The following is a 22,705-nucleotide window of genomic DNA, read 5'->3' as shown; positions in this document are numbered from 1 at the left end:
CTTGGTGGTTGTGCGCGCCCCTGACCAGCCCCAGGAACCTGGGTGCGCGCGAGCGGTCCCGTTATCCGCCGACGGCGTCGCCCGCCAGTTCCCGGACCAGGAACGCCTCCTGGGCGTCGAGCGCCCGGGAGATGAACGGCTCGGCGTAGATCTCGAAGTGACCGGCCTGGTAGCGGTGCAGTTCGGCGCGGGGGCCGAGCCGGGCGGCCGCGCGCAGGGTCGGTTCGACCGGCGTGAGGTCGTCCAGTTCGCAGCCGAAGAACTGCACCCGGCAGGGCACCCGGTCCAGATATTTGACGGCCCGGAAGAACGGCACGGTGGCGAAGTCGCGCAGGCCGACTCGATTCAGCCAGGTGGGGCCGGCGATCGGTTCGACGAATCCCCACGAGACGTCGGAGACGTAGGCGGCCGCCGCGTTCGCGGGCCCGACGGCCTGGATGTAGTAGGGCTCGCGTCCCAGCAGGCCGCGTCCCAGATCCCGGGCGACACAGGCGAACAGCCAGCCGAGGCGGCGAATCGGCGTGGTGCGGATCAGGAATCGCAGTGTCGCGCGATTGTCCATGTTCGGGACCTGTGCGACGACGGCGGCGATCCGGCCGTCGAGCGCCGCCGCGGCGATGACCAGACCGCCCGAGTACGAGGTGCCCCACAGCGCCACCCGGGTGGCGTCGACCCCGGGCAGGTCGCGCGTCCAGTCGATGGCGGCGGCGTAATCATCGAGTTGCGAACCGACGGTGACCACCTCGCGCGGCTGTCCGCCGCTGCCGCCGAAGCCGGAGTAGTCGATGACCACGGCGTGCAGCCCGGCCGCCGCGAAGCGTTCGGCGTAGGCGGCCAGCCCGCAGTCGCGGGTGAGCCCGTAGCCGTGTCCGAGGATCACCGCGGGCGTGCCGTGTTCGGTGCGCAGCTGGTCGGAGGCGGGCGGGTAGTGCCACGCGCTGAGCGTGTGGCCGCCGCGCGGGATGGCGACGTCCTGGCGGATCGGCGGCCGGGTGTCGGATGACGGTTCGGGCGACATGGTGAAGCTCCTCGTCGATTGTCGAGAGTCGGTGTCTGTGAAGGGCATTCGCCCTGCCCGGGGCGCGCGCCGCCGCCGGGCGAGGCGGTCATTGCGGGGCGGCGCCGGTGTTCGCGGACATCGTCCGGATCGCCGCCCAGAGTGCGCGTACCTCGGCGGTCAGCTCGTCCACGCGCTCCTGGAGATCCTCGAGCTGTCGGGTCTGGGCACGCACCCGGCCCTGCAGCAGATGTTGTTCGGATGCGGTCGGGAGGTTGAGCGTGCCGAGCACGGAGTCCTGGATCCGCAGCATCGAATCGCGGGCATCGGTCGCGCGGTGCACCAGTTCGGTGGTCAGCGGCGCGGCCAGGGCGGCGTTGACGGTGTCGAGTGCGGCGGACTGGAGGCGGTCGAGCGGCTTCACGTCGGGCTCTCTCGTCATGATCGGGGGGTGGGAGTCGTTGTGGTGGAGCGGAATTCACGATCGGCCCGGCCCAACGGGGTGGCCGGTTCCGCGCCGTGCAGCCATTCCCGCAGGATGCCGTTCCAGTCGCCGGTGGCCCGCAGATGCCCGGCGGTGGCCATGACCAGCAGCATCATCCGCAATACGACGGCCTGATCGGCGGGCAGCGACTGCCGCCGGGTCATGCCGAAATACTGGGAGCTGGGGCTGATGGTGTTGACCAGCGCCTCGTTGATCACGTCCGGTGCGAGTTCGACCGGCCCCGCGGTGGCGGCCCACCAGAACAGGTCCCGGATATAGGCGTGGGCGATCTCCGGACTGACACCCTGTGCGTCGGTGATCATTCCGGCCCGCCGCATCTCGGTGAAGATCCGCTCCGGATCGTCGGTGAGGATGGCGCACAGCAGGGCCCGCTGCGTTTCGGCCTGTTCCCGGCCGAGGTGCTTGTACAGGCCGAAATCGAGGAAGGCCACCCGGCCGTCGGCGCCGACCAGGAAGTTGCCCGGGTGCGGGTCGGGGGAGAACTGCCGGTGGTTGATCAGGCCGCCGAAGTAGAAACGGAAGACGATCTCCGCCACCCGATTCCGCTCCTCGGCGGACCGCTCGCGGACCTCCTCGAAGCGCGCGCCGTCGAAGAACTCGGTCACCAGCACGTGCGGGCCGCAGTGCGCGCCGATCACGTCGGGGACGGTGATGAACGGATGCCCGCGATACAGCCGCGCCACCGCGCGCTGGTTCATCGCCTCCAGCTCGTAGTCGAGTTCCTCCTCGAGCCGTTCCCGGATCTCCTGGGCCAGGGCCGCCCAGTCGGTATTGGGTGCGATGGCGCGCCCGGCCCGCATCACCAGTGACAGATTGCGCAGGTCCGCGCGGATCGCCTTGTCGATGCCGGGGTACTGCACCTTCACCGCGACCGCGCGGCCGTCGCGCAGCCGGGCGCGGTACACCTGCCCGATCGAGGCCGCCGCCAGCGGGGTCTCGTCGAAGTCGGCGAACACACTGCCGAGTCGGACGCCCAGATCGCCTTCGATGACGCCGCGCATCTTGGCGAAGGGCACCGTCGGCGCGGAGTCGAGCAGCTTGGTCATGGCCTGCTGCATGTCCGCGCGGACTTCCTCAGGGAAGACGCCCATGTCGACGACGGCCAGCATCTGGCCGATCTTCATGGCCGCGCCGCGCATGGTGCCGAGCCCGGTCACGATCGCCTTGGCGGCCTCGGCCTGGCGGCGTTCCAGGGTGGCCGCGCGGTACTCCTCGCCGCGGCCGGTCGCCGCGATCCGGGCGCCGACCTGACGGGCCGCCTGTCCGGCTACGACGCGGCCGAGGATCGCGGTGCGCGCCGTGCGGGAGGTCGGTAGTCGTTTCTCCTCGGGCATGGGTTGTCCTCCGCTCTCACCGGGCAGCCGTGCGGGCCGCGGCGGCCTTGCGGGCGCCCGCGATCATGGTGGCGGTGGACCGCCGCAGCAGCGCCCGGACCAGCGCGCCCGGAATCGGCAGCGCGGGAACGGATTCCATGGTGTACCGGACTCGGGTGCCGGCCGGGTCCACCCGGAATTCGACGGTCCCGACATGGCTGCGCACGGGCAGCCCGGACAGCACCCGATAGACCATGCGCTCGCCGGGAACCAGCTCGGTGATCTGCTCGCGCACCCCGAAGCGGCCGAAGCCGAGGAAGTGCACCGCGCCCACACCCTGCCGTTCGTCGGTGCCCGGCGCATCCAGGCGGGTGCTCAGGGGCAGGTACTCGCCGCTGCGCTCGCGATCGGTGAACACTTCGTAGACCACCGCGAGCGGGGCCTCGATGACGGTTTCGACGGTGTTAGACGGCATCGACGCCTCCGCGACGGAAGGTGACGAAGCTGCGCACCAGGAACAGCGCCTGCGCGATCACCGCGAGCAGGCCCAGCGGGCGGGTTCGCTTGCGCAGGAACATGATTCCCATGGCGGTCTCGGTGACGCCGAAGGCCAGCGTCTTCGGGCGCAGCGGCGCACGATAGGCGATGGCGGTCATCCGATCCCAGGGGCGGGGGAAGAGCAGGTGCGAGATGCCGATGACGGTCAGATACCAGCCGAAATACCGCAGCGGGGAGGTGTCCTCACGCTCGTCGGTATCGGGCTCGGCGAGCGCGGGGAGTTCAGGAGATGCCTGGGCTGTCATAGCCGTGGGTCCTGTCGCTAACGGACCGGGCGCGGGAGCGCGGCGGTCGTGGCCATTGTGTACATAGATGTAGGTACCACACTGTAGGCTAATTTCGCGAGGGGTGGCCGACTATTGACTGACCGGTGGCCACTGAGCACGATAAGACAGCGAACGGCTCGCAAACTCTCGGACCAGAGGGGTTCCCATGAAGCGAAAGACCGGTCCCGACACCCTGTACCACGATCAATCCGCCTGGCGCGAACTGCAAGAATTCCTGCCGCCCCGGCTTCGGCTCACCACCGAGGCGGACCTTCCCACCGAGGATTTCTGGGAATGGAACGGCAACAACATCCATCTCGACCAATACCTGAATCCCAGCGCCCCCGCGAAAGTGATCCTGCATCATGGCGTCGGCACCAACGGCCGGCAGATGAACCTCATTCTGGGTAAACCCCTGGCGGACAAGGGCTGGGAGGTCACCGCGCTCGACAATCTGGGTTACGGCATGACGCAGGTCCGGCCCGAGGGCACCTACGGGTACGGCAACTGGATCCAGATGGTCACCGACTACCTGCGCTACGAGAAGTCGCGCGACGATCGCCCGATCGTGCTGTACGGCCTGTCGGCGGGCGGCATGGTGACCTATCATGTGGCCGCCCACGCACCGCGCGGCACGCTGTCCGGCATCGTGGGCATGACCTTCCTCGATCAGCGCAACCGGGACGTGTGGATCGCCACCGCGCACGACAAGTTCAGCGCCACCGTGGGCACCAAGGGGATCGAAGCCCTGGCCAAGTCGCCGATGAAGGGCCTGGAATACCCGATGAGCCTCGCCTCGAAGATGAGCGCGCTGTGCAACAACGACGACGCCATGAAAGTGTTTCTGGCGGACAAGACTTCGGCGGGCAATGTGGCGTCGATGAAGTTTCTCGACGATTACCGCACCTACGTCCCCGATATCGAGCCGCCCGATTTCGACGTGTGCCCGATCCTGCACACCCAGCCCGCGGCCGATCATTGGACGCCGCTGGAATTGAGCAAACCCGTCCTCGACCCGATCAAGAAGGTTCCGGTGAAGCTGGTGATGCTCGAGAACGCCGGGCATTATCCGCTCGAGGAACCCGGACTCACCCAGATGGAGGACGCCGTCGACGCATTCGTGCGCGAGGTCACCGGCACCAATCCCTGAATCACAGAGAGTCGGGTACCCCATGGCGAATGCAGAGGAAGCCGCGCCCGAGTCGGTGGACGACGGCGCTCCCGAGTCGGTGCCGCGCAAGAGTCCCCGGGTGTGGCTGGCTCCGGCGGTCGTGGTGTCGCTGCTGATGGCGCTGCTGGCCACCATGTATCTGTCGTACGTGGTGGATCCGTCGAAGCATCTGCACGGATTCCCGGTCGCCCTGGTCGATCAGGACTCCGGCGACGTGATCGGCGGGCAGCCCACGAATATCGGCAAGCAGATCAATGACGCTCTGGTGCAACAGATTCCGGCCGACAAGTTCGATCTGCGGGTGCTCGGCATCAGTGAGGCGCAGCAGCAGCTGAACACGGGCAAGGTGTACGGGGCGATCGTCATCCCCAGTGATTTCACCAAGCGGCTGGGCATCTTCGCGGCCGCCAGTGCCGTGCCCGGTGATGTCACCCGCCCGCAGATCACGGTGTTCACCAATCCGCGCACCGGCACCTTCGGATCGCAGGTGATGCAGAACATCGCCGGGACGGCGCTGAAACAGGCCAACGACACTGTCGGCCAACGGCTCACCGACACCGTGAACACCCAGTTGCAGCCCTCCGGCGGCGTATCGAAGCTGCCGGGGCTGAGCCGGCTCATGCTGGCCGCGCCGATCGAGGTGACGGTCACCCCGTTCCATCCGCTGCCCGGCGGCACCGGCGGCGGGATCACGGCCTTCTTCTACACCGTGATGGTGTTGCTGGCGGGCTTCACCGGCGCCATGGTGATCAATGGAATGGTCGACTCCTCCCTGGGTTTCGCGCCGACCGAGTTCGGGCCCTGGTACCTGCACTATCCGCCGGTGCCGATCTCGCGGCTGCGCACGTTGTTCCTGAAGTGGGCGGTCATGACCGGCGTCGCCCCGGTGGTGGCGGGGATCTTCCTGGGTATCGGCAAGTGGCTGGGCATGCCGATGGACCGGCCGCTGCTGCTGTTCCTCTACAGCACGTTCGCGATCATCGCGGTCGGCGTCACCGCGCTGTCGATCGTCTCCGCGCTCGGCACCATGGGCCTGCTGGTGAATCTGGTGCTGTTCATCGTGCTCGGCCTGCCGTCCTCCGGCGGCACCGTCCCGGTCGAGGCGATTCCGCGGCCGGTCGCCTGGCTGGCCGATTTCGAGCCGATGCATCAGGTGTACCTGGGCGTCCGCGCCATTCTGTATTTCAACGGCGACGGGTCGGCCGGTCTGAGTCACGCGTGCTGGATGACCTTGCTCGGATTGGTGATCGGTCTGCTGGTCGGCCTGATCGTGACGGGCTACTACGACCGGAAGGAGTTGCACCGCGCACCCGCCCCCGCCCGCTGACGTCCGGCCGCTATCGTGGCGGCAAGCCCCGCAGATGAAGGTCGTGCCGCGTTGCCCGCTACGCGAATACCCGCCGGTCGCGTCCGGTCGCGTCCCGTCGCGCCGCGAAAGCGTCCCCCGACCCGGCGCGTCATGATCCTGAACGCCGCCGTGGACGCCTTCGCGCACGGCGGCTACCACGGGACCTCGATGGCCGAGATCGCGGCGGCGGCGGGCATCTCCGGTCCGGCGCTGTACCGGCATTTCCGGAGCAAGCGGGAATTGCTCGGGCAATGCCTGCTGGCCGGGCTCGACGACACCCTGGCGCGGCTCGAATCCGCCCATCGCGCGGACCGGTCCGGGGCGGCGGTGCCGGCCGAACTGGTCCGGGTCGTCCTCGAACTGCGTGAACTGCCCCGGTTGTGGCAGCTCGAGTTTCGTCATCTCACCCCCGAGGACCGGTCCGCGGTGCTGCTGCGCGCGGCCCGCATCACCGGCTATCTGCGGCATTGGATTCGGGGCTGTCGTCCCGACCTGGACGCCGCCGATGTCGAACTGCTGAGCTGGTGTGTGCTGTCGATCGCGGTGAGCCCGTCCTACCATCGGGCGGAACTGCCGCCGCAGGCCGCGGCGCAGGCGCTCGATTCCGTTGTCGCCGAGGTGATCCGGACCGAGTTCCCGCGCCACCCGGCGGGGCGGCCGCCGTTGCGGCCGGCGCGTGCGATCGGCGGGAATCCGGCCCTGGATCGGGCGCTGCGCTCCGAACGGATGCTCGCCGAGGCGGCCAAGCTGTTCAGCAGCCGCGGTTTCGCCGACGTGGGGATCGAGGACATCGGCGCGGCGGTGGGCGTGTCCGGGCCCGCGCTGTACTACCACTTCCGGAACAAGGCCGAGCTGCTCGATCGGATCGTGCGCCGGCAGGACGAGTGGCTGCAGATGACGCTGCTGCGGGCGGTCGCCGAGACCCGCAGCGCCGAGGCGTCGCTCCGCTCGCTGCTGCGCAACTTCGCCCGGTTCGGCGTCGACGAGCCCGATCTGCTGGCCATCACGGTCAGTGAGACCCGGCATCTGCCCACCGACGCGGTGCGGCGTTACCGGCAGGTCCGGCTGGACGGCATCGCGCAGTGGGGACGCATGCTGCAGGCGGTGCGGCCCGAGCTGCCGGCGGCGGTGGCGCGGTTGCTGATTCGCGCCCTGACGACGGTCGTCATCGAGGCGGTGCGCAATCCGCGCCTGCGGTGGCGCGACGATCTCGTGGACGTGCTGGTGGCGGTCGGCGATCGAATCGCCGCGGCGCCGGTCCGGTGAATTGTGCCACTTAGCGGCGATTAACTTAGTCGATCGGTCCGGCCCGCTACCAGTGCGGAAATGGCGAGTATTCACGCGGTTTCCTACTTATCGGTCATTAACAAGCCATTGTCAGCCGGTGGTGCGTTCTCGAACAGTGGTGCCCGTGACCCACTACAAGAGCAACGTCCGCGATCTCGAATTCAACCTGTTCGAGGTATTCGGGCTCGGAACCGTCCTGGACGCGGGCGCCTTCGGCGACCTCGACGCCGACACCGTGCGCACCATGCTGGCCGAAGCCGCCCGCCTGGCCGAGGGGCCGGTGGCGGCCCCGTACGCCGAGACCGACCGCACCCCACCGGTTTTCGATGCCGCGGCACACGCGGTGCGGCTGCCGGAATCGTTCAAGCGGGCGGTCCGGGTCTGGCGCGACGCGGACTGGTGGCGGGTGGGCAAGGCGGAGGAGATCGGCGGGATGCCCGCGCCCGCGATCGTCTCCTGGGCCATCTCGGAATTCGTGCTCGGCGCCCAACCGGCGGCCTACATGTACCTGAGCGGCCCGATGATCGCCAATGTCGTGCACGGTGTCGGCACCGCGCGGCAGCGGCACTGGGCGAAGCTGATGATGGACCGCAACTGGGGCGGCACCATGGTGCTCACCGAGCCCGACGCGGGCTCCGACGTCGGCGCGGGTCGCACCAAAGCCATTGCGCAGGAAGATGGTTCGTGGCGGCTGGAGGGCGTCAAGCGGTTCATCACCGGCGCCGACTCCGACGACCTGTTCGAGAACATCGCGCACCTGGTGCTGGCGCGGCCGGAGGGTGCGGGACCGGGCACCAAGGGCCTGTCGCTGTTCTTCGTGCCGAAGTTCCATTTCGACCCCGAGACCGGCGAACTCGGCGACCGCAACGGCGTCTTCGTCACCAATGTCGAGCACAAGATGGGCCTCAAGGCCTCGGCCACCTGTGAGCTGACCTTCGGTGGACACGGCGTCCCGGCCGTCGGGTGGCTGGTGGGCGAGGTGCACGACGGCATCGCGCAGATGTTCAAGGTGATCGAGGAAGCCCGGATGATGGTGGGCACCAAGGCGATCGCCACGCTGTCCAGCGGCTACCTCAACGCCCTGGACTACGCGCGCCAACGCGTGCAGGGCGCGGATCTGACCCGGCAGGCCGACAAGGCCGCCCCGAAGGTGACGATCATCAACCACCCCGACGTGCGCCGCTCACTGCTGCTGCAGAAGGCGTACACGGAGGGGCTGCGCTCGATCTACCTCTACACCGCCGGGCACCAGAACGACGAGGTGGCGCAGCATCTTTCGGGCGCGGACCCGGAGCTGGCCGCGGCGGTCAACGATCTGCTGCTGCCGATCGTGAAGGGTGTCGGCTCCGAACGCGCCTACCAGTACCTGGCCGAATCGCTGCAGACCCTGGGCGGTTCCGGCTTCCTGCAGGACTACCCGATCGAGCAGTACATCCGCGACGCCAAGATCGACTCGCTGTACGAGGGCACCACCGCCATCCAGGCGCAGGACTTCTTCTTCCGCAAGATCGCCCGCAACCGCGGTGTCGCGCTGGGGCATGTGCTCACCCAGGTCCGCCGGACCGCGGAGTCCGACGGCCCGCGGCGGCTGAAGCTCGCCAAGGAGCAGCTGTCGGTCGCGGTCGAGCGGGTGCAGGACATGGCGGGGATCCTGACCGGCCATCTGCTGGCCGCCGGGGAGCAGCCGAGGGAGCTGTACAAGGTCGGTCTGGGTTCGGTCCGGTTCCTGATGGCCGTGGGCGATCTGCTCGTCGGGTGGCGGCTGCTGGCCGGCGCCGAGAGCGCGCTCGCCGCACTGGATTCCGCCGACGCCGATCGTCACTTCTACGCGGGCAAAGTGGCGACGGCCACGTTCTTCGCCGGGCAGATCCTGCCCCGCCTCGACGCCGACCGCGACATCCTCGCCGCGCTCGACGACGAGATCATGACCCTCGACGAGGCCGCCTTCTAAGCCGGTTGGAGCTGCTTGAAGGCGCGCGGGCCCATGCCCTTCCAGCGCCGGAACGCCTGCGAGAAGCTCGACACCTCGAGATAGCCCAGGCGCTGGGCGATCTCGGCGACCGGCAGCGCCTGCGCGACCAGCATCTCCTCGGCGAGGCGTTCGCGGACCTCGTCCAGCAGGGCACGGTAGGACGTGCCCTCCTGGGCGAGGTGATGGCGCAGGGTGCGCTCGCTCATATGCAGCGAGTTCGCGATGGCGACCGCGTCGGGCGGGTCGGTCAGGTTTTCCAGCAGCTGGTCGCGGACCTGGCCGGCGATGCCGGTGCGGGCACGGCGGCGGTCGAGCAGGTCGCGGCAGTGCTGCATGGCGATGGCGGCGGTCTGCTCGTTGGCCTGCGGCAGTGGCGCGTCGGCGAGGGCGGCGTCGAAGGCGAGGATGTTCTGGTCCGCGTCGAATTCAGGTCGCATACCGAAGATTTCGTCGTAGTGCGGCAGGACGTCGTCCGGGGGAGCGGGGAAGGCGAAGCTCACCCGGGTCAGGGCGGTCGGCACGGCGAGCAGATCGCGGTGCAGGGTCTGGATGCCCGCCATATCCCGTTCGATGGTGAAGCGGCGCAGCTCCGGCGGGATGCGCAGCGGTTCGAGGATCAATTCCAGATCCGGGCCGTTGTCGCGGTGCGCGGTCTCGCTCAGGGAGAAGCTCAGTTCGGCGAACTGGAAGCCGACCCGGATAGCCGAGCGCAGGGTGGGGCTGCTGATCATCGCGAATCCCCACATGCCGTAGGAGGTGAGCCGGAACCGGGCGCCGGCGGTGAGGCCCAGACCCGGCGGATTCCCGAGTTCGCGTACCAGATTGCCGATGATGGCCAGCTCCTCGGCCGCGGCCACCTCGCCGCTGGGATCGGCCAGCTGCGCCGCGGTGATCCCGCTGTCGCGCAACAGGGTTGCCGTCGTGAGCCCGTGCTCTTCGCCGAGCCGGGTCGTGAGCAGGGCGCCCATCGTCGAGCGCGGTACATCCCAATGAACCACGGAGCTCCCTGGAACCGGTCGGACACGTCCTTGCCGATTCTAGTAACTCCGTGGTTCGGGTGGGCCGTCGCGGCACGGCGAGTACTCGCTACTGCGTGTACTTGGTGACGAACTCCGCGATCGCGTCCTGCATCTGCTGCAGGCCGGGCTCCTCGATCGGGTAGTGGCCCGCGTTGTCGAGCATCACGGTGGTGACCGGGACCTTGGTGATCGGATCCAGCACCGGCTTGCTCAGGTGCAGCGGCGACCAGCGGTCCTCGGCGGGCTGGGTGAGCAGCACCGGGCAGGCGTCGAAGTCGGCCGGTTCCACCGCGGGCTGGTAGCTCATGTAGGAGTCCAGGAAGCGGATCGGCACCGAGTTGCCGCCCGAGGTCTTGTCGCGGGTCATGACCTTCAGCGCCGCTTTGTCGTTCACCAGCGCGGACATCTTCGAGGCCAGGGTCATCGGGTAGCGGAAGCCCCGGGCGGGGGTGTGGGCCAACGCGCCCATCAGCGGCCCGCCCAGGCGGGCGGTGACCAGGTCGTGGGCGGTCTCGTCCTTGACCTGCTGGTCACGCTGGTCCAGGAAGGTCATGCCGACGATGCCGCGCAGCGTGCCCTTGGGGGCCTTGGCCGCCACGTGGTAGGTGAGCATGCCGCCGGCGCTCAGGCCGTAGAGCACGATCGGCCGGTCGTCGCGGGACTGCTCGTAGGCCAGGAAGTCCACCACCAGATCGACCCAGTCGGCGTAGCTGGGGATGGTGCCGTCGGCGACCCGGGTCAGGCCGTAGCCGAGATTGTCGAGCGCCACGGTCTCGAACCCGCGCTGCGCCAGCGGTGCGCCGAGAATGAGGCTCATCTGACGGCCATTGGTACCGACACCGTGGTGCAGGACGACCTTCGCATTGGCGCTCGGATTACGGTAGCGATCCAGGTGTACGGTATTTCCGCGCCATTCCCAGAAATCCTCTTCCGGTGCGTTCGTCTCGTCCAGCCGCAGCCGGGCGGGCAGGAATTCCTGCAGGTCACGCCAGGCTTGCTGGTCGCGGTAGTACAGGGGGGTGGTGTTGGCGGTCATCGATTCGTCCTTTCGTTGAATGCTGTCGGCGTCCGTCCGGAATTCGGGTTTTCCTCGGTTCCGTGATTCATCGAGCTGCTATTGAATTTATGAATTCCGGACGGTTCGCCACAGGTTGCGGACGGCCGATGAGTTACTAGATTCGGCAAGCGGTCAGGCGACCGGCACCTGTCCGGCCAGCGTGCGCAGCGCCTCCGGGCTGGTGCCGGCCCGCCGGGCCAGGGCCTCCAGTTCGGCCAGCAGCATCGCCACCTCGCCCGGCGCGGCCCCCGAATGCGAGCTCAGCGAGCGTTTGGCCATCGGCGACCAGAACACCGTCCACAGCAGCCCGGTCAGCACCCCGGCGGGCAGGCGGTCCAGGAAGCGCATGTTCCCCGGGGTGAGCCGAATCCGATTGCCGCGCACCGCCGCGAAGCCCGCCCGGATCGCGGTGGCCAGCGCGCGGGCGTCGGACCATCGCAGCCTGGGGCCGAAACGTCCGCGCGGCGGGAGGTAGCCCATCGCCATGATCGGAGCCATATAGGCCGCATGGGTTTTCAGCCAGGCGTCGATATCGGGATCGACGACCGTGGGAATCCCCGCGGCGGTGAACGCGTCCCGGGCCGCCGCCAGCTCGGGGGTGACCTCGCCGTCGACTGTCCCGACCGTGGTGACCTGCACGAACTTCAGTGCCGCCGGCACGATGGCGTATTCGAGCACCTGGTCCTGGAGATCGGCGAGCACGGCCGGGAACCCCCACAGCAGCCGCCGCGCCCCGATCTGATCGGCCCACTGCCCGGCCCCCGACGCGCAGTTGAACATCAGCATGATCGCGCGAGATCCATTGGCCGCCAAGGTCGGAACCAGCGCCTCGATGTGCGGCCGCTGCACCGCCACGATGACCAGGTCGTACGCCTCCCGGAGTTCGGCCGCGAGCCCGACTCGCACGGTCGCCGTCTTCCCGCTGAGCCGCGAACGGGTGACCAGCCCGTGCTCGTGCAGATACGCGCGCCGAACGTCATTGCGCACGATCATCGTCACGTCCTGCCCGGCCGCGGCGAGCTGGGCCGCGAACAGGCTCCCGATCGATCCCGCGCCCAGGATCGCGATGCGCTGCGGTGTCGTCATAGCGTGAACCGTCCGATCCGCGAGGCCGCCGCCTGGACGAACCACAGGTTGCCGTCGGATCCGGCGACGATGCCGTCGGGCACGGTCGCGAATCCGACATTGCGCACTTCGGTGATCTGCCCGTCGGTAGAGATCCTGCCGAGGTTGGCGCCGCCGTACTCGGTGAACCAGAGATTGCCGTCCGGACCCGCGGTGATGTTCACCGGCAGGGTGGTCGCGGTCAGCGGCCCGGTGAATTCGTCGACCTTCCCGGTGGGCGTGATCCGTCCGATGCGGCCGCCGAAAGTCTCGGTGAACCACAGGTTCCCGTCCGGGCCGGCCGCGATGCTGACCGACCCGGCCATCGGCGTGATGCCGTCGGTGAACACGGTGACCTGGCCTTGCGGGGTGATCCGGCCGATGCCGCCGAAGCGCTGCGTGAACCACAGGTTCCCGTCGGATCCGGCGACGATGTCGGTGGGGGCGGCCAGCGGATTCGACCCGCCGTGGAATTCGGTCACCACCCCGTCCGGGGTGATGCGCCCGATCTTGTTCGAGACCGATTCGGTGAACCAGAGATTCCCGTCCGGCCCGGCCGCGATGCCGAATACGCTGCTACCCGGTGTGATGCCGGCCGCGAACTCGGTGATCACGCCGTCGGGACTGATGCGCCCGATGCGCCCGCCGAACCATTCGGTGAACCACAGGTTCCCGTCCGGCCCGGCCGCGATTCGGTCGGGACCGCTGAGTGCGCTGAGTCCGGTGCGGAATTCGGTGAGCGCCCCGGCCGGGCTGATCCGGCCGATGGCATTGCCGGTGAGCTCGGTGAACCAGAGATTGCCGTCGGGCCCGGCGGCGATGGTCGCGGGCGAGGACATCGGCCGCAAGGGAAACACCGTCAGGGCCGAATCATCTTGTGCGGCCGCGGCGCCCGCGGTCGCGCAGAGGGTGGCGGCGGTGGCGAGGACCGTGACCGCCGCCGCGAGGCGCGGGAACCGAGCGGGTCGCCGGGTTCGGTTGTGGGCAGGGGACATTCATCGCTCCTAATTCAGGAGGGCGTGGACTGTTGCCACCCGCAGCTCAGGCCGCAGGTGACGAACAGGGTGGATTCGTGGTCACCGCTGAGGAATTCCGTGGTGACCAGGTGCGCCTGCGAGGGATAGCCGCAGACGGGGCAGGTGCCCAGGTGATCGAGGATCTCGCGCCGGTAGCGCGTGCGGGTGAAGCGGGGCGGGGTGGTCACGGTCGACGTGGCGCGCGCACCGCTACACCCCGGTGAGCTCGGCGCTGCGTTGCCAGATGCGCTGGTGCAGTGCGGTATCGGAGAGAGCGGCGAGCGGCGGCAGGAAGCGCAGCCCGGGGGTGGAGGTGACGAACCGGCCGGTGACCCCGTCCAGGGCGGGATCGAGGATGAGGCGCAGGCCCGGGCGCGCCCCGGCGGCGGGGCGACGCAGGATGCGGGCCCGCGCGCCCACCGACCAGGTGCGGCTGACCGCGGAACTGTCCCGGACCAGGCCGGTCGAGACCGCGCCGGGGCAGAAGCAGTTCGCGGTGACGGTGGTGCCGTGCAGCTGCCGCGCCAATTCCTTGGTGAACAGGATGTTGAGCAGCTTCGACTGGCCGTACACGAGCTGTCCGCCCCACGCCCCGTACTCCGTCGGCCGGGCCAGGGTGGCCGCGTCGGGGCGGCGCGCGTGGCGGTGGGCCTCGGAGGCGGTGTTGACGACGCGGGCCCCGGGGGTCTTGGTCAGCAGGTCCAGCACACCGACGGTGAGCAGGAACGGCGCCAGGTGGTTGGTGGCGATCATGGCGTCGAAGCCGTCCACGGTCGGCGGCTCGCTGCGGAACAGGGTGATGCCCGCGTTGTTCACCAGGACGTCGATGTGGTCGAGGCGGTCGTGGAGTCGCGCGGCCGCGGCCCGCACCGAGGACAGGTCGGACAGGTCGGCCTCGACGACATCGACGTGGGCGGCCCCCAGCGCGAGCAGTTCCGCCGTGGTTTCCGCGGCCTTGCGCGGATTTCGGGCGATCAGGGTGAGGCGGGCGTGGCGGGTGGCGAGGTCGCGGGCGATCTCCTTGCCGATGCCGTTGGTGGCTCCGGTGATCACGATCTCGGCCTTGTCGACCGAGCGTGCTGCAGGTGCGGACATGTTCTTCCCTTGTCGTCGATCAGTGGTGCGGAAATAGGTCGCTATTTGAGGGGCATGGCGCCGTCCATGCCGCCGACGTCGGTGATCTTCCAGCCCGCGTTGCTGTCGACGGTGACGTTGTAGGTGACCGTCATCTGGCCGCCGTCGGGGGTTTGGGCGCTGGTGGAGGTCACGCTGACGAAGGCGTTGACCTTGTAGACCCCGCCGGACTCGCTCGCCACCTTGGCGGTGATCGGCTTCGCGGTGGAGGTCCATTTCAGCGGGATCAGGATCTCCTGCAGCTTGGGCGCGGTGGCGTCGAACTTGTTGGCCAGCTGCGGGGTGGTGTTGGTCTTGAGCCGATCGACCCAGGCCTGGAAGTTGGCGTTGTCGATATTGGACGCGCCGACCGCGTAGTCCGCGGCCACCTGCTCGGCGTGCCGATTGCCGGCGGCCGTGTCGCGCTCGTGCCGGGCGTCGCCGCGGGCCGAGAGCCACAGCGCGGTGGTCGCGCACAGGGCGGCCGCCACCCCGAGGTACGCCGCGCCGCGCACGATGGTCGTCACGGGCACCGATCGGGTGGCGCGCACCCGGGCCGTCGTCTCCGGAACCTGTTCGGCGGCAGTGTCTTCGGTGGTGGTCGTGCTCGGCATGGGGGCTCCTCGGTCGGTCATTTGAGATGGATCCGCAGCCGCACGGCATCGTCGCCGACGCCGTCCAGCGCCGCGCTGATCAGGCGGCTCAGATCGATGCGGGGGGATTGCGCCGCCGCGTCGTCCACCAGTGGACGCAGCACCGGAACCAGCGGTGCCAGTTCCGGCCCCGCGGTGTCGACCCACGCGGTGAGCCGGGTCAGGAACGGCACCAGGCCGTTCTCGTCGAGGTACATCCGCGGGCCGCCGCCCGCCCGGAACAGTCGCCCCAGCGCCTGGGCGATCTGGTCCACGCGCACACTGAATTCCACGAACGGCGGTGCGGCGGCCGGAGCCGCGGTCGCGACCCAGCCGATGTCGTCGGCCATGGTCTGCATGTCGGTGAACGTCTTCGCGATCTCGGGCAGGCGGCTGTCCAGACTGGCGGCCAGCAGCGCGGTCGAGCGGCCGAGGTCGGCCATGGCGGAGTCGGTGCCGTCCAGGGCGCCGCCGAAGGTGTCGGTGAGCCGGCTCATGGCCGCCGGATCGAGTTGATTCAGCACCTGCGTCATCAGCCGCGCCACCTCGGGAATCGAGCGCGGCCGCGAGATCCGCTCGGCCGAGATCGTCTGCCCGTCACGCAGATACGGCCCGCCCTCGGATTTCGGCGTGAACTCCACGTAGGGCTCGCCCAGCGCGGACAGCTGCTCGATGCTCACGGCGCTGTCGACCGGGATCGGGTACCTGCCGGTCACCCGGAAGCGGACCTCGGCCCCGGAGTCGGCGTCACGCACCGCGGTGACGTCGCCGACCTTCACGCCGCTGAGCAGGATCGGCGAGCCGGTGGCGAGGCCCGCCGTATTGCCGAGAACCATGGTGGCGGTGGTGTATTCGGCCATCGGGTCGACGCCGGCGACCCCTATCGCCAGGTATCCCGACCCCAGCACCAGAATGCCGGCGATACCGCCCAGCGAGACCAGCGAACCGAGCTTCATCGCACCACTCCGATCATGCGCAGCGTCTCGACGATCCGGTCGACCTGTTCGTCGCGCGATACCGGATCACCGGTGCCCACTCGCACCACGTCGACCTTGGGCCCGTGCTCGGCGAACGGAATCACCTTGTCCCGCAACAGCGCGACCAGGGCGTTCAGATTCGACGGCGCCTCCAGGTCCAGCGGCCGCGCCGTGAACGCCAGCGGCACGAAGGCGCGCGCGGCCGCGTCCCCGGCGCTCACCAGCGGGGCCAGCCACACCAGGGCGTGCGCGACCGGGCCGAGCGCGCCGATCACCCCGATGGCGCCGACGAACGAGGTGATCGCCGCCGAGACCTGCGCCACCGCGGGCGGGGTCAGCAGCTCCCCGAACAGCTCGTCGCGATCGCGCACCACCGCGGCGTCGGTGGCGAGCCCGTCCAGGAAGAGGTCCACCTGATCGAGGTGGGCGGCCAGATCCTGGGCATCGGCTCCCGCCACGCCCGCGATCCGCGCGGTCTCGCGCGGGTCGGCGGGCAGCACACTGTTGAACCGGTTGACGATGTCCTGCAGCTTGTCGAACGCGCCGCCCTGGATGAAGGTCGCCATCCCCGCCATGGCGTCTTCGATCTGCACGGGCGGCTTGGTCTGCCGCAGTGGAATGGTGGCGCCGTCGTCGAGCAGCGTGCCGAAACCGTCCGCCGGAGTGCGCAGGGCGATGTGGATGTCGCCGAGCACCGTGTTCTGCCGCAGTTCCGCCGAGGTGGTGGCGGGCAGGTGCGCCGCGCGCTGGACCGTCGCGTCCACGCGAACGAATCCCGCACGCCCGGGCGCGGCGTCGACCAGCGTCACGTTGGTGACGGTGCCGATCTGGGCCCCGTTGGCCACCACCTTGGCCCGCAACGGCAGGTTCAGCACATTGGCGAACTCGATGTGGATGTCGTAGGTGGGGCCCGAAACACCGGTTCCCGGAACGGGAATCGCGGCGGGGTCGAAGCCGCACCCGCCGGCCGCGAGCATCGTGACCGCCGCGATCGCCGTCGAGAGCCGCCGCCCGCGCGCCGCCCTCATCGCGCACCCGCCAGGCCGAGAACCGCCCGGGTGACCTGCAGATCGGCGCGGCCCGAGCCGACCGCGGAGGTGACCGCCGAGGTGAGAATCGGTGTCTTGGTGACGATCTCGCGCAAGGTTCCGACATGCGCCCCGATGAAGCGCAGCAGCGGGATCGACGCGTCGAGGGCCTCGAAGATCGGATCGCCGAACAGCGTGGTGACGTCGTTGAACAGTGGCAGCACCCGCCGGAAGCCGTCGATGATCACCACGGTCTCGGTGAAGAGTTCGTTGTTGACCTGATCGAGCACCGGGCCCATCCGCGTCAGCATCGACTTGATGTCCCCCCAATGGTTCGCGATCGCCTCCGACAGTGCGGACAGCGCGTCGATCAGTCCCGCCAGATGCCCGATGGCGGCGTCCGGGGAATGCAGTGCGCTGCCGAGCTTTCGGATGATCTCGTTGAGCTGTGGTCCGGTGCCCGCGGTCGCGGAATCGAGCGCGGCGACGGCCCGGCCGAGGGTGTCGTCCTGGTCGCGGCCCAGCACCTCGCTCGACAGCTGGGCCATGGCGTCCAGGGTCTGGGTGATGCTCTTGGGCGTCAGCGTGCGGGTCAGGCACTGGCCGCGGTCCCAGCGCTCGGTGGCCTGTCCGCCGCTGAGCACGGCCAGGTCCCGGTCGGCGACGACGGTGTCGGAGACCGTGGTGGCCGCGGCGTCGGCCGGTACCGGATGCGTTGCGTCCACGGTGAAATCGACGCGCACCTTGGTGCCCTGCGGTGCGACCGCGGTGACCGTGCCGACCGTGATGCCGCGCATGGTGACGTGATTGCCCGGGTACAGCCCGATGCCGTCGGGCATGAGGGCGCAATAGGCGTCGGTCTTGCGCAATGGATCGAAGGCGACGACATAGGTGACGGCCACCGCGACACAGACCGCCAGCACGCCCAGCACGGACATGAGCGCGCGAGATCCCAAGACCCGGTGCAGGATTCGAACCGACATCAGCACGCCTTCCCCGGGACCGGGACGCACACCGTCGCGGCGACGTCGGTGACCCCCAGCTGCCCGTCCGGCAGCACCAGCTGCTGGAACCTCTCCAGCAGGCCGTGCACGGCGGTGATCAGCGGCTCGAGCTTTCCGCCCAGCTCGGTCAGCCGGGTCGCGGCGGTGGACAGTTGTTCCGCCATGGGTTTCAGCGTCGATTCCCAGGCCGGTTGCAGCCCACCGAGCCGATTCACCACCCGGTCCAGGGACCGCACCGCCTCCCGCAGTTCGGCGCGATTGTTCACCAGCAGGGTCTCGAGCAGATTGATCTTCTCGATGAGCCGCCGCAGTTCACCGCGCGCGCCGTCGATGGCGGTGACGTACTCGTCGGCCAGCGCCACGGCCCGTGACACGTCCGCGCGCTGGCGATCCAGTACGTCCACGAAGCCCTGGACGCCGTTCAGCACCTCGCGCAGACTGCCGGGACTCTGTTCGAGCGATCCGGCCAGCGCGGACAGGTTGCCACGCAGGGTGTTTCCGTTCACGGCGCGCAGCGGCGTGGTCGCGTCCTGGAACGCCTGGATCAGGCTGTAGGGCAGCCGGACCCGGTCCGACGGAATATGCTGCTGCCCCAGCGGTTTCGTGCCCGCCGGAACGACCGCCACGTAGTGGCCGCCGACGACGGTGAGCATGCGGATGTCCAGGGAGGTCAGGTCGCCGAGGAACACACCCGATCGCACCGTGAATCGCATGATCACCCGATCCGGTCGCAGCTCCAGGTCTTTCACGGTGCCGACCGGCACCCCGGCCACCCGGACGTCGTCGCCCGCCTGGACCGATTGCGCCTCCGACAGCTCGGCGACATAGGTGCGAGCGCCGAACGGCACGGCGTACAACACGGCGGCGGCCAGCAGACCGGCGGCGAACACCACGGCCGCGGCCAGCCCGGCCCGCAGTTCGCGGCGCCTCACGGGTTGCATATCGTCACCTGCTGTCCGCGGAGCAGAACCTGCAGAACCGGTGGCACATCAGCCTTTCCCTTGGTGCACAGCGACCCCGCGCCGGCGAAGTTCGGAATCGACGCCGACAACGCGGCCAGTGCGCCGGGCAGCCGGCTCAAGGCGTCGACCGTCTGCTGCGGGTCGGGGAACAGCCGCCGCACGTCGGCGTCGATATCGGGGTTGTCGCCCACGTTCAGCCCGAGCGTCGCGAGCAGACTGTCCAGCGGATACAGCACCGGCGGCGCGGTGAGCGCGAAGTCGAGCAGCCCGTTCATGTTGACCTGCAACGACTCGTAGACGTCGGCGAGATTGCGCAGCAGGCTGACCAGCCCCTGCGAGCGTCCCCCGAGCTTGTCGGAGATATCGGCCAGATTCGCCATCAGCACCGAGATCACCCGCTGCCGGTCGCCGGCGTACGCGCCGAGCTTGCCGATGGCGTCGAGGGCCGGGCCCAGTCCGGTCCCATTGCCCTCGATGACGGCGAGCATGCTCTCGGAGAACGTGTTGAGCGCCTCCGGGGACAGCGTCGCCAGTACCGGCTTCAGACCGTTGAACAGGGCGGTCACGTCGAAAGACGGGACGGTGTGCGCGGTTCCGATGACCGCGCCGCCGGGCAGCCGCGCACCCGGATCGGCGGGCTGCTGCACATCGATGTACCGCTGCCCGGTCATGTTCTGGTACCTGATGGCGAGCGTGCTGTTGTCGTAGAGTGCGGTGTCGGTGCGGGCCGTGAATCGCACCGACGCCTGCGCGCCCGCCAGCTCGATCTCACCGACCTTGCCCACCGCGACCCCGCGGATCCGCACGTCGTCGCCGGACTTCAAACCGTTGGCGTCGGTGAACAGCGCACGGTAGGAACGGGTCTCGCCGCTGATCGGCCGCTGGATCAGGCTGATCACCAGCGCCAGCACGGCCAGCATCGCCCCGGTGAACAGGGCCAGCCGCCACAGCACCGGTCCGACCGCCTTCACCGAGCTCCTCCGAGCAACGGGACGGCCACGGCGGGAACACCGCTCAGCTCGACGTCCAGATTCAGCACCGGACCCGACGGCGTGTCCGGCATGGCGTCGCGCAGCCGGGTGAGCAGTTCGGCGATCTCGGCGCCGGAGCGCTGCGGGGCGGGCACCATCTGCGCCAGCACGGTGAGCAGCGGCGCGAGCATGTCGGTGAACCCGGAGAAGGTCGCGGCGTGGAACAGTGTGCTGGTCAGCGTCGGGAACAGCTGGGTGATCACCATGTTCAGGCCCGCGTCGATGCGGGTGCGATCGGTGCGCAGATCCTCGATGCGATAGATGTGGTCGATGGTGCTGACCGTGGCGTCCACCAGTTCCGAGGTCGGCCCGAGCGCATCCCCGAAGCGGCCCAGCAGTTGTGCGGGCTGCAGCCGCTGATTGTCTGCGACCACCCGGGCCATAGACACCATCGACTGCAGGAACGGCGTGAAGGCGCGCAGATCCGTGGCCAGCCGGTCGATGAGCGTGGACAGCTGCGGGGTGAGCACCGCGGTCGACACCGTCGACATGCTGCGCAGCAGACTGCCCATGGTGGCGTCGTAGACGTCGGCCGCGCGGGCGCCGGTGAGATGGATCTCCGCGCCGGGCCGCAACGGCTGCCCGCCGGGCCCGCGCCGCAGTTCGATCTCGCTGATCCCGAACAGGTTCTCCGGCGCGTAGTCGACGCGCAGACTGTCGTCGAGGCCGTGCAGCCGGGACGCGGTCAGCCGCAGCGTGATTCGCTGGGTGCCGGCGGGACCGGGGGAGATGTCGTCGACGCGCCCGATCGCCACCCCGTCGAGCGAGACGCGGCTGCCGGTGTCGATGCCGTCGCCGATCTGCTCGGTGTACAGAGCAACCCGCATCCCGTCCTCGGGCCGGGTCGCGTGGTAACCGGTCGCGGCCGTGGCCATCAGCGCGACGGTGGCCGCCGCGCCCACGCCGATCAGCAGCGAGCGGCGCCGGTCGACGGGCACCCCCGGCATTCCATAGGTCGGCATCACGTCACCCCGTGAATTCCACGGCGCTGTCGATGCCCCACAGCAGCAGGGTGAGCACCATGTCCAGCGCGATGATGACGACGAAGCTGGCGCGCACCGCCCGGCCGGAGGCGATGCCCACGCCCTCGGGGCCGCCGGTGGCGAAGAAGCCGAAATAACTGTGAATGAGAATCACCGCTGTCCCGAAGACGAGAACCTTCGTCACGGCCGCGAGAATGTCGGCGCCGCTGACGAATTGGTAGAAGTAGTGGTCGTAGACGCCGGTGGCCTGGCCGTGCAGCAGGGTCACCAGCGCGGCGCAGGCCAGGTAGCTGAGGATCAACGCGATCAGGAACGTCGGCACGATGGCCACCGCGCCCGCGATCACCCGGGTCGTCACCACGAACGGAATCGACCGCAGGCCCAGCGATTCCAGCGCGTCGATCTCCTCGGCGATGCGCATGGAGCCGATCTCCGCGGTCATCCGGCAGCCGGCCTGCGCCGCGAAACCGATGGCCGCGGCGATGGGGGCCAGTTCGCGGGTATTGGCGAAGGCCGACACCACGCCGGTCACCGGGCCCAGCCCGATCATGTCCAGGGTCGCGGTGGACTCGATGCCCACCGAGGCGCCCATGGCCAGGCCCAGCACGATCATCATCGGCACGGTGCCGCCGCCGACGATGATGGAGCCCCGGCCCCAGGTCATATTGTTGACGGTGCGCATGGTCTCGGCCCGGTAGCGGCGCAGGGTCAGCGGCACCGCGATGAGCACGTGCCAGGCGAAACCCAGTGCGAATCCGGCGTTCTCGAGGGGTCCGAGCAGCGCGGAGCGCTTCATCGCGTAGTAGCGGATCGCGGCGGGCCGGTGTGTCGAGGGCGTCATGTCAGGCCACCCGGGTCGGCAGGAACATGGTCACCAACTGGGTGACGAGCACGTTCACCACGATCAGCGTCACCACCGAGAGCACCACCGCCGCGTTGACGGCGTCGGCGACGCCGCGCGGGCCGCCCTTGGCCTCGAGGCCGCGCTGGCAGGCGATCACCACCACCAGGAACCCGAAGATCACCGACTTGCCCAGCGACACCCAGACATCGGTGACGACGGTGAACGAGCCGAAGGCCGACCAGTAGCTGCCCGGCGTCACGCCCTGCGCGCCGATCGCGACCGCGTACCCGGCCAGCACGCCGACGAAGATGATCAGGACATTGAGCAGCGGCGCGACCACCACCATGGCCACCATGCGCGGCACCACCAGCCGGGCGACCGGGTCGATGCCCATGGTGCGCAGGGCGTCGATCTCGTCGCGAATGGTGCGCGCGCCCAGCGAGGGCCGGAGATTCGGGGGGATCTGTGAGAAGCGCGATTCGTAGTGTGCTCGCCGCGGTGTCAGTCGGGATCGCGGT

Annotated in this window: 24 protein-coding genes; 4 read left to right on the top strand and 20 right to left on the bottom strand. The window is 69.2% G+C overall.

Annotated elements, in window-relative coordinates; all coding sequences use genetic code 11:
• Positions 1-61 precede the first annotated feature (61 nt).
• The 5 genes from ACWELJ_RS12520 to ACWELJ_RS12500 all read right to left on the bottom strand — a co-directional run bounded on the left by ACWELJ_RS12520 (position 62) and on the right by ACWELJ_RS12500 (position 3,618).
• Positions 62-1,018, bottom strand: coding sequence for an alpha/beta hydrolase (locus tag ACWELJ_RS12520; protein ID WP_452366271.1), 957 nt, complete (start codon positions 1,016-1,018; stop codon positions 62-64).
• 88 nt (positions 1,019-1,106) lie between these two features.
• A complete protein-coding gene (locus ACWELJ_RS12515; protein ID WP_452366270.1) occupies positions 1,107-1,439 on the bottom strand; it encodes a hypothetical protein in 333 nt (110 codons plus the stop codon).
• On the bottom strand, positions 1,436-2,836 hold the full coding sequence (locus tag ACWELJ_RS12510) for an ABC1 kinase family protein (RefSeq protein WP_452366269.1): 1,401 nt from the start codon (positions 2,834-2,836) through the stop codon (positions 1,436-1,438). Before ACWELJ_RS12510 ends, ACWELJ_RS12515 begins: the two co-directional genes overlap by 4 nt.
• A 16-nt stretch (positions 2,837-2,852) precedes the next feature.
• Positions 2,853-3,290 (bottom strand): SRPBCC family protein, encoded by a 438-nt coding sequence (locus ACWELJ_RS12505; RefSeq protein WP_452366268.1) that lies wholly within the window; start codon positions 3,288-3,290, stop codon positions 2,853-2,855.
• A complete protein-coding gene (locus tag ACWELJ_RS12500; protein WP_452366267.1) occupies positions 3,280-3,618 on the bottom strand; it encodes a hypothetical protein in 339 nt (112 codons plus the stop codon). The genes ACWELJ_RS12505 and ACWELJ_RS12500 overlap by 11 nt, the downstream gene beginning before the upstream one ends.
• 187 nt (positions 3,619-3,805) lie before the next feature.
• On the opposite strand from ACWELJ_RS12500, the gene ACWELJ_RS12495 reads away from it, so the two are divergent.
• The 4 genes from ACWELJ_RS12495 (at position 3,806) to ACWELJ_RS12480 (ending at position 9,396) form a co-directional block, all read left to right on the top strand.
• Positions 3,806-4,789: an alpha/beta fold hydrolase gene (locus ACWELJ_RS12495; protein WP_452366266.1), complete on the top strand. Its 984-nt coding sequence runs from the start codon at positions 3,806-3,808 to the stop codon at positions 4,787-4,789.
• Positions 4,790-4,811: 22 nt separating this feature from the next.
• Positions 4,812-6,137, top strand: a complete 1,326-nt coding sequence (locus ACWELJ_RS12490) for a YhgE/Pip domain-containing protein (protein WP_452366265.1) — start codon at positions 4,812-4,814, stop codon at positions 6,135-6,137.
• Positions 6,138-6,269: 132 nt separating this feature from the next.
• Positions 6,270-7,424, top strand: coding sequence for a TetR/AcrR family transcriptional regulator (locus ACWELJ_RS12485; protein WP_452366264.1), 1,155 nt, complete (start codon positions 6,270-6,272; stop codon positions 7,422-7,424).
• Between the two features lie 145 nt (positions 7,425-7,569).
• Complete coding sequence (locus tag ACWELJ_RS12480; protein ID WP_452366263.1) at positions 7,570-9,396, top strand: acyl-CoA dehydrogenase; 1,827 nt, start codon at positions 7,570-7,572, stop codon at positions 9,394-9,396.
• Here the strand turns inward: ACWELJ_RS12480 and ACWELJ_RS12475 are convergent.
• The 15 genes from ACWELJ_RS12475 to ACWELJ_RS12405 all read right to left on the bottom strand — a co-directional run.
• Positions 9,393-10,385, bottom strand: coding sequence for an AraC family transcriptional regulator (locus ACWELJ_RS12475; protein ID WP_452366262.1), 993 nt, complete (start codon positions 10,383-10,385; stop codon positions 9,393-9,395). The two genes, ACWELJ_RS12480 and ACWELJ_RS12475, sit on opposite strands and share 4 nt — an antisense overlap.
• A 118-nt stretch (positions 10,386-10,503) precedes the next feature.
• Positions 10,504-11,472 carry an alpha/beta hydrolase gene (locus ACWELJ_RS12470; RefSeq protein ID WP_452366261.1) on the bottom strand — a complete coding sequence of 323 codons (969 nt, stop codon included), beginning with the start codon at positions 11,470-11,472 and terminating at the stop codon, positions 10,504-10,506.
• A gap of 153 nt (positions 11,473-11,625) precedes the next feature.
• A complete protein-coding gene (locus ACWELJ_RS12465) occupies positions 11,626-12,579 on the bottom strand; it encodes a ketopantoate reductase family protein (protein WP_452366260.1) in 954 nt (317 codons plus the stop codon).
• Positions 12,576-13,592, bottom strand: coding sequence for a virginiamycin B lyase family protein (locus ACWELJ_RS12460; protein ID WP_452366259.1), 1,017 nt, complete (start codon positions 13,590-13,592; stop codon positions 12,576-12,578). The genes ACWELJ_RS12465 and ACWELJ_RS12460 overlap by 4 nt, the downstream gene beginning before the upstream one ends.
• Before the next feature lie 14 nt (positions 13,593-13,606).
• Complete coding sequence (locus ACWELJ_RS12455; protein ID WP_452366258.1) at positions 13,607-13,801, bottom strand: hypothetical protein; 195 nt, start codon at positions 13,799-13,801, stop codon at positions 13,607-13,609.
• 22 nt (positions 13,802-13,823) lie between these two features.
• Positions 13,824-14,708 (bottom strand): SDR family NAD(P)-dependent oxidoreductase, encoded by an 885-nt coding sequence (locus ACWELJ_RS12450; RefSeq protein WP_452366257.1) that lies wholly within the window; start codon positions 14,706-14,708, stop codon positions 13,824-13,826.
• Between the two features lie 41 nt (positions 14,709-14,749).
• A complete protein-coding gene (locus tag ACWELJ_RS12445) occupies positions 14,750-15,340 on the bottom strand; it encodes a hypothetical protein (RefSeq protein WP_452366256.1) in 591 nt (196 codons plus the stop codon).
• Between the two features lie 17 nt (positions 15,341-15,357).
• Positions 15,358-16,314 (bottom strand): MlaD family protein, encoded by a 957-nt coding sequence (locus ACWELJ_RS12440; protein WP_452366255.1) that lies wholly within the window; start codon positions 16,312-16,314, stop codon positions 15,358-15,360.
• Positions 16,311-17,363 (bottom strand): MlaD family protein, encoded by a 1,053-nt coding sequence (locus ACWELJ_RS12435; RefSeq protein WP_452366254.1) that lies wholly within the window; start codon positions 17,361-17,363, stop codon positions 16,311-16,313. Before ACWELJ_RS12435 ends, ACWELJ_RS12440 begins: the two co-directional genes overlap by 4 nt.
• Positions 17,360-18,346 (bottom strand): MlaD family protein, encoded by a 987-nt coding sequence (locus tag ACWELJ_RS12430; RefSeq protein ID WP_452366253.1) that lies wholly within the window; start codon positions 18,344-18,346, stop codon positions 17,360-17,362. The genes ACWELJ_RS12435 and ACWELJ_RS12430 overlap by 4 nt, the downstream gene beginning before the upstream one ends.
• Positions 18,346-19,308 (bottom strand): MlaD family protein, encoded by a 963-nt coding sequence (locus tag ACWELJ_RS12425; RefSeq protein ID WP_452366252.1) that lies wholly within the window; start codon positions 19,306-19,308, stop codon positions 18,346-18,348. Before ACWELJ_RS12425 ends, ACWELJ_RS12430 begins: the two co-directional genes overlap by 1 nt.
• Positions 19,296-20,300, bottom strand: coding sequence for an MlaD family protein (locus tag ACWELJ_RS12420; RefSeq protein WP_452366251.1), 1,005 nt, complete (start codon positions 20,298-20,300; stop codon positions 19,296-19,298). Before ACWELJ_RS12420 ends, ACWELJ_RS12425 begins: the two co-directional genes overlap by 13 nt.
• Positions 20,297-21,322: an MlaD family protein gene (locus tag ACWELJ_RS12415; RefSeq protein WP_452366250.1), complete on the bottom strand. Its 1,026-nt coding sequence runs from the start codon at positions 21,320-21,322 to the stop codon at positions 20,297-20,299. The genes ACWELJ_RS12420 and ACWELJ_RS12415 overlap by 4 nt, the downstream gene beginning before the upstream one ends.
• 4 nt (positions 21,323-21,326) lie before the next feature.
• Positions 21,327-22,184: an ABC transporter permease gene (locus tag ACWELJ_RS12410; RefSeq protein WP_452366249.1), complete on the bottom strand. Its 858-nt coding sequence runs from the start codon at positions 22,182-22,184 to the stop codon at positions 21,327-21,329.
• 1 nt (position 22,185) lies between these two features.
• Positions 22,186-22,705 (bottom strand): ABC transporter permease (locus tag ACWELJ_RS12405; protein WP_452366248.1); only part of this gene is annotated, 520 nt, incomplete at its 5' end.

The sequence above is a fragment of the Nocardia sp. NPDC004582 genome (assembly GCF_053602115.1).
Note: the sequence above shows the minus strand (reverse complement) of the source record. Positions and strands in the feature narration are given on the sequence as shown.

What these genes read in the sequence shown, in the direction of transcription:
- ACWELJ_RS12520 (WP_452366271.1), bottom strand. Translation starts at nt 1,018, where the DNA reads ATGTCGCCCGAACCGTCATCCGACACCCGGCCGCCGATCCGCCAGGAC.
- ACWELJ_RS12515 (WP_452366270.1), bottom strand. Translation starts at nt 1,439, where the DNA reads ATGACGAGAGAGCCCGACGTGAAGCCGCTCGACCGCCTCCAGTCCGCC.
- ACWELJ_RS12510 (WP_452366269.1), bottom strand. Translation starts at nt 2,836, where the DNA reads ATGCCCGAGGAGAAACGACTACCGACCTCCCGCACGGCGCGCACCGCG.
- ACWELJ_RS12505 (WP_452366268.1), bottom strand. Translation starts at nt 3,290, where the DNA reads ATGCCGTCTAACACCGTCGAAACCGTCATCGAGGCCCCGCTCGCGGTG.
- ACWELJ_RS12500 (WP_452366267.1), bottom strand. Translation starts at nt 3,618, where the DNA reads ATGACAGCCCAGGCATCTCCTGAACTCCCCGCGCTCGCCGAGCCCGAT.
- ACWELJ_RS12495 (WP_452366266.1), top strand. Translation starts at nt 3,806, where the DNA reads ATGAAGCGAAAGACCGGTCCCGACACCCTGTACCACGATCAATCCGCC.
- ACWELJ_RS12490 (WP_452366265.1), top strand. Translation starts at nt 4,812, where the DNA reads ATGGCGAATGCAGAGGAAGCCGCGCCCGAGTCGGTGGACGACGGCGCT.
- ACWELJ_RS12485 (WP_452366264.1), top strand. Translation starts at nt 6,270, where the DNA reads ATGATCCTGAACGCCGCCGTGGACGCCTTCGCGCACGGCGGCTACCAC.
- ACWELJ_RS12475 (WP_452366262.1), bottom strand. Translation starts at nt 10,385, where the DNA reads ATGGGCGCCCTGCTCACGACCCGGCTCGGCGAAGAGCACGGGCTCACG.
- ACWELJ_RS12470 (WP_452366261.1), bottom strand. Translation starts at nt 11,472, where the DNA reads ATGACCGCCAACACCACCCCCCTGTACTACCGCGACCAGCAAGCCTGG.
- ACWELJ_RS12465 (WP_452366260.1), bottom strand. Translation starts at nt 12,579, where the DNA reads ATGACGACACCGCAGCGCATCGCGATCCTGGGCGCGGGATCGATCGGG.
- ACWELJ_RS12460 (WP_452366259.1), bottom strand. Translation starts at nt 13,592, where the DNA reads ATGTCCCCTGCCCACAACCGAACCCGGCGACCCGCTCGGTTCCCGCGC.
- ACWELJ_RS12450 (WP_452366257.1), bottom strand. Translation starts at nt 14,708, where the DNA reads ATGTCCGCACCTGCAGCACGCTCGGTCGACAAGGCCGAGATCGTGATC.
- ACWELJ_RS12445 (WP_452366256.1), bottom strand. Translation starts at nt 15,340, where the DNA reads ATGCCGAGCACGACCACCACCGAAGACACTGCCGCCGAACAGGTTCCG.
- ACWELJ_RS12440 (WP_452366255.1), bottom strand. Translation starts at nt 16,314, where the DNA reads ATGAAGCTCGGTTCGCTGGTCTCGCTGGGCGGTATCGCCGGCATTCTG.
- ACWELJ_RS12435 (WP_452366254.1), bottom strand. Translation starts at nt 17,363, where the DNA reads ATGAGGGCGGCGCGCGGGCGGCGGCTCTCGACGGCGATCGCGGCGGTC.
- ACWELJ_RS12430 (WP_452366253.1), bottom strand. Translation starts at nt 18,346, where the DNA reads ATGTCGGTTCGAATCCTGCACCGGGTCTTGGGATCTCGCGCGCTCATG.
- ACWELJ_RS12425 (WP_452366252.1), bottom strand. Translation starts at nt 19,308, where the DNA reads ATGCAACCCGTGAGGCGCCGCGAACTGCGGGCCGGGCTGGCCGCGGCC.
- ACWELJ_RS12415 (WP_452366250.1), bottom strand. Translation starts at nt 21,322, where the DNA reads ATGCCGACCTATGGAATGCCGGGGGTGCCCGTCGACCGGCGCCGCTCG.
- ACWELJ_RS12410 (WP_452366249.1), bottom strand. Translation starts at nt 22,184, where the DNA reads ATGACGCCCTCGACACACCGGCCCGCCGCGATCCGCTACTACGCGATG.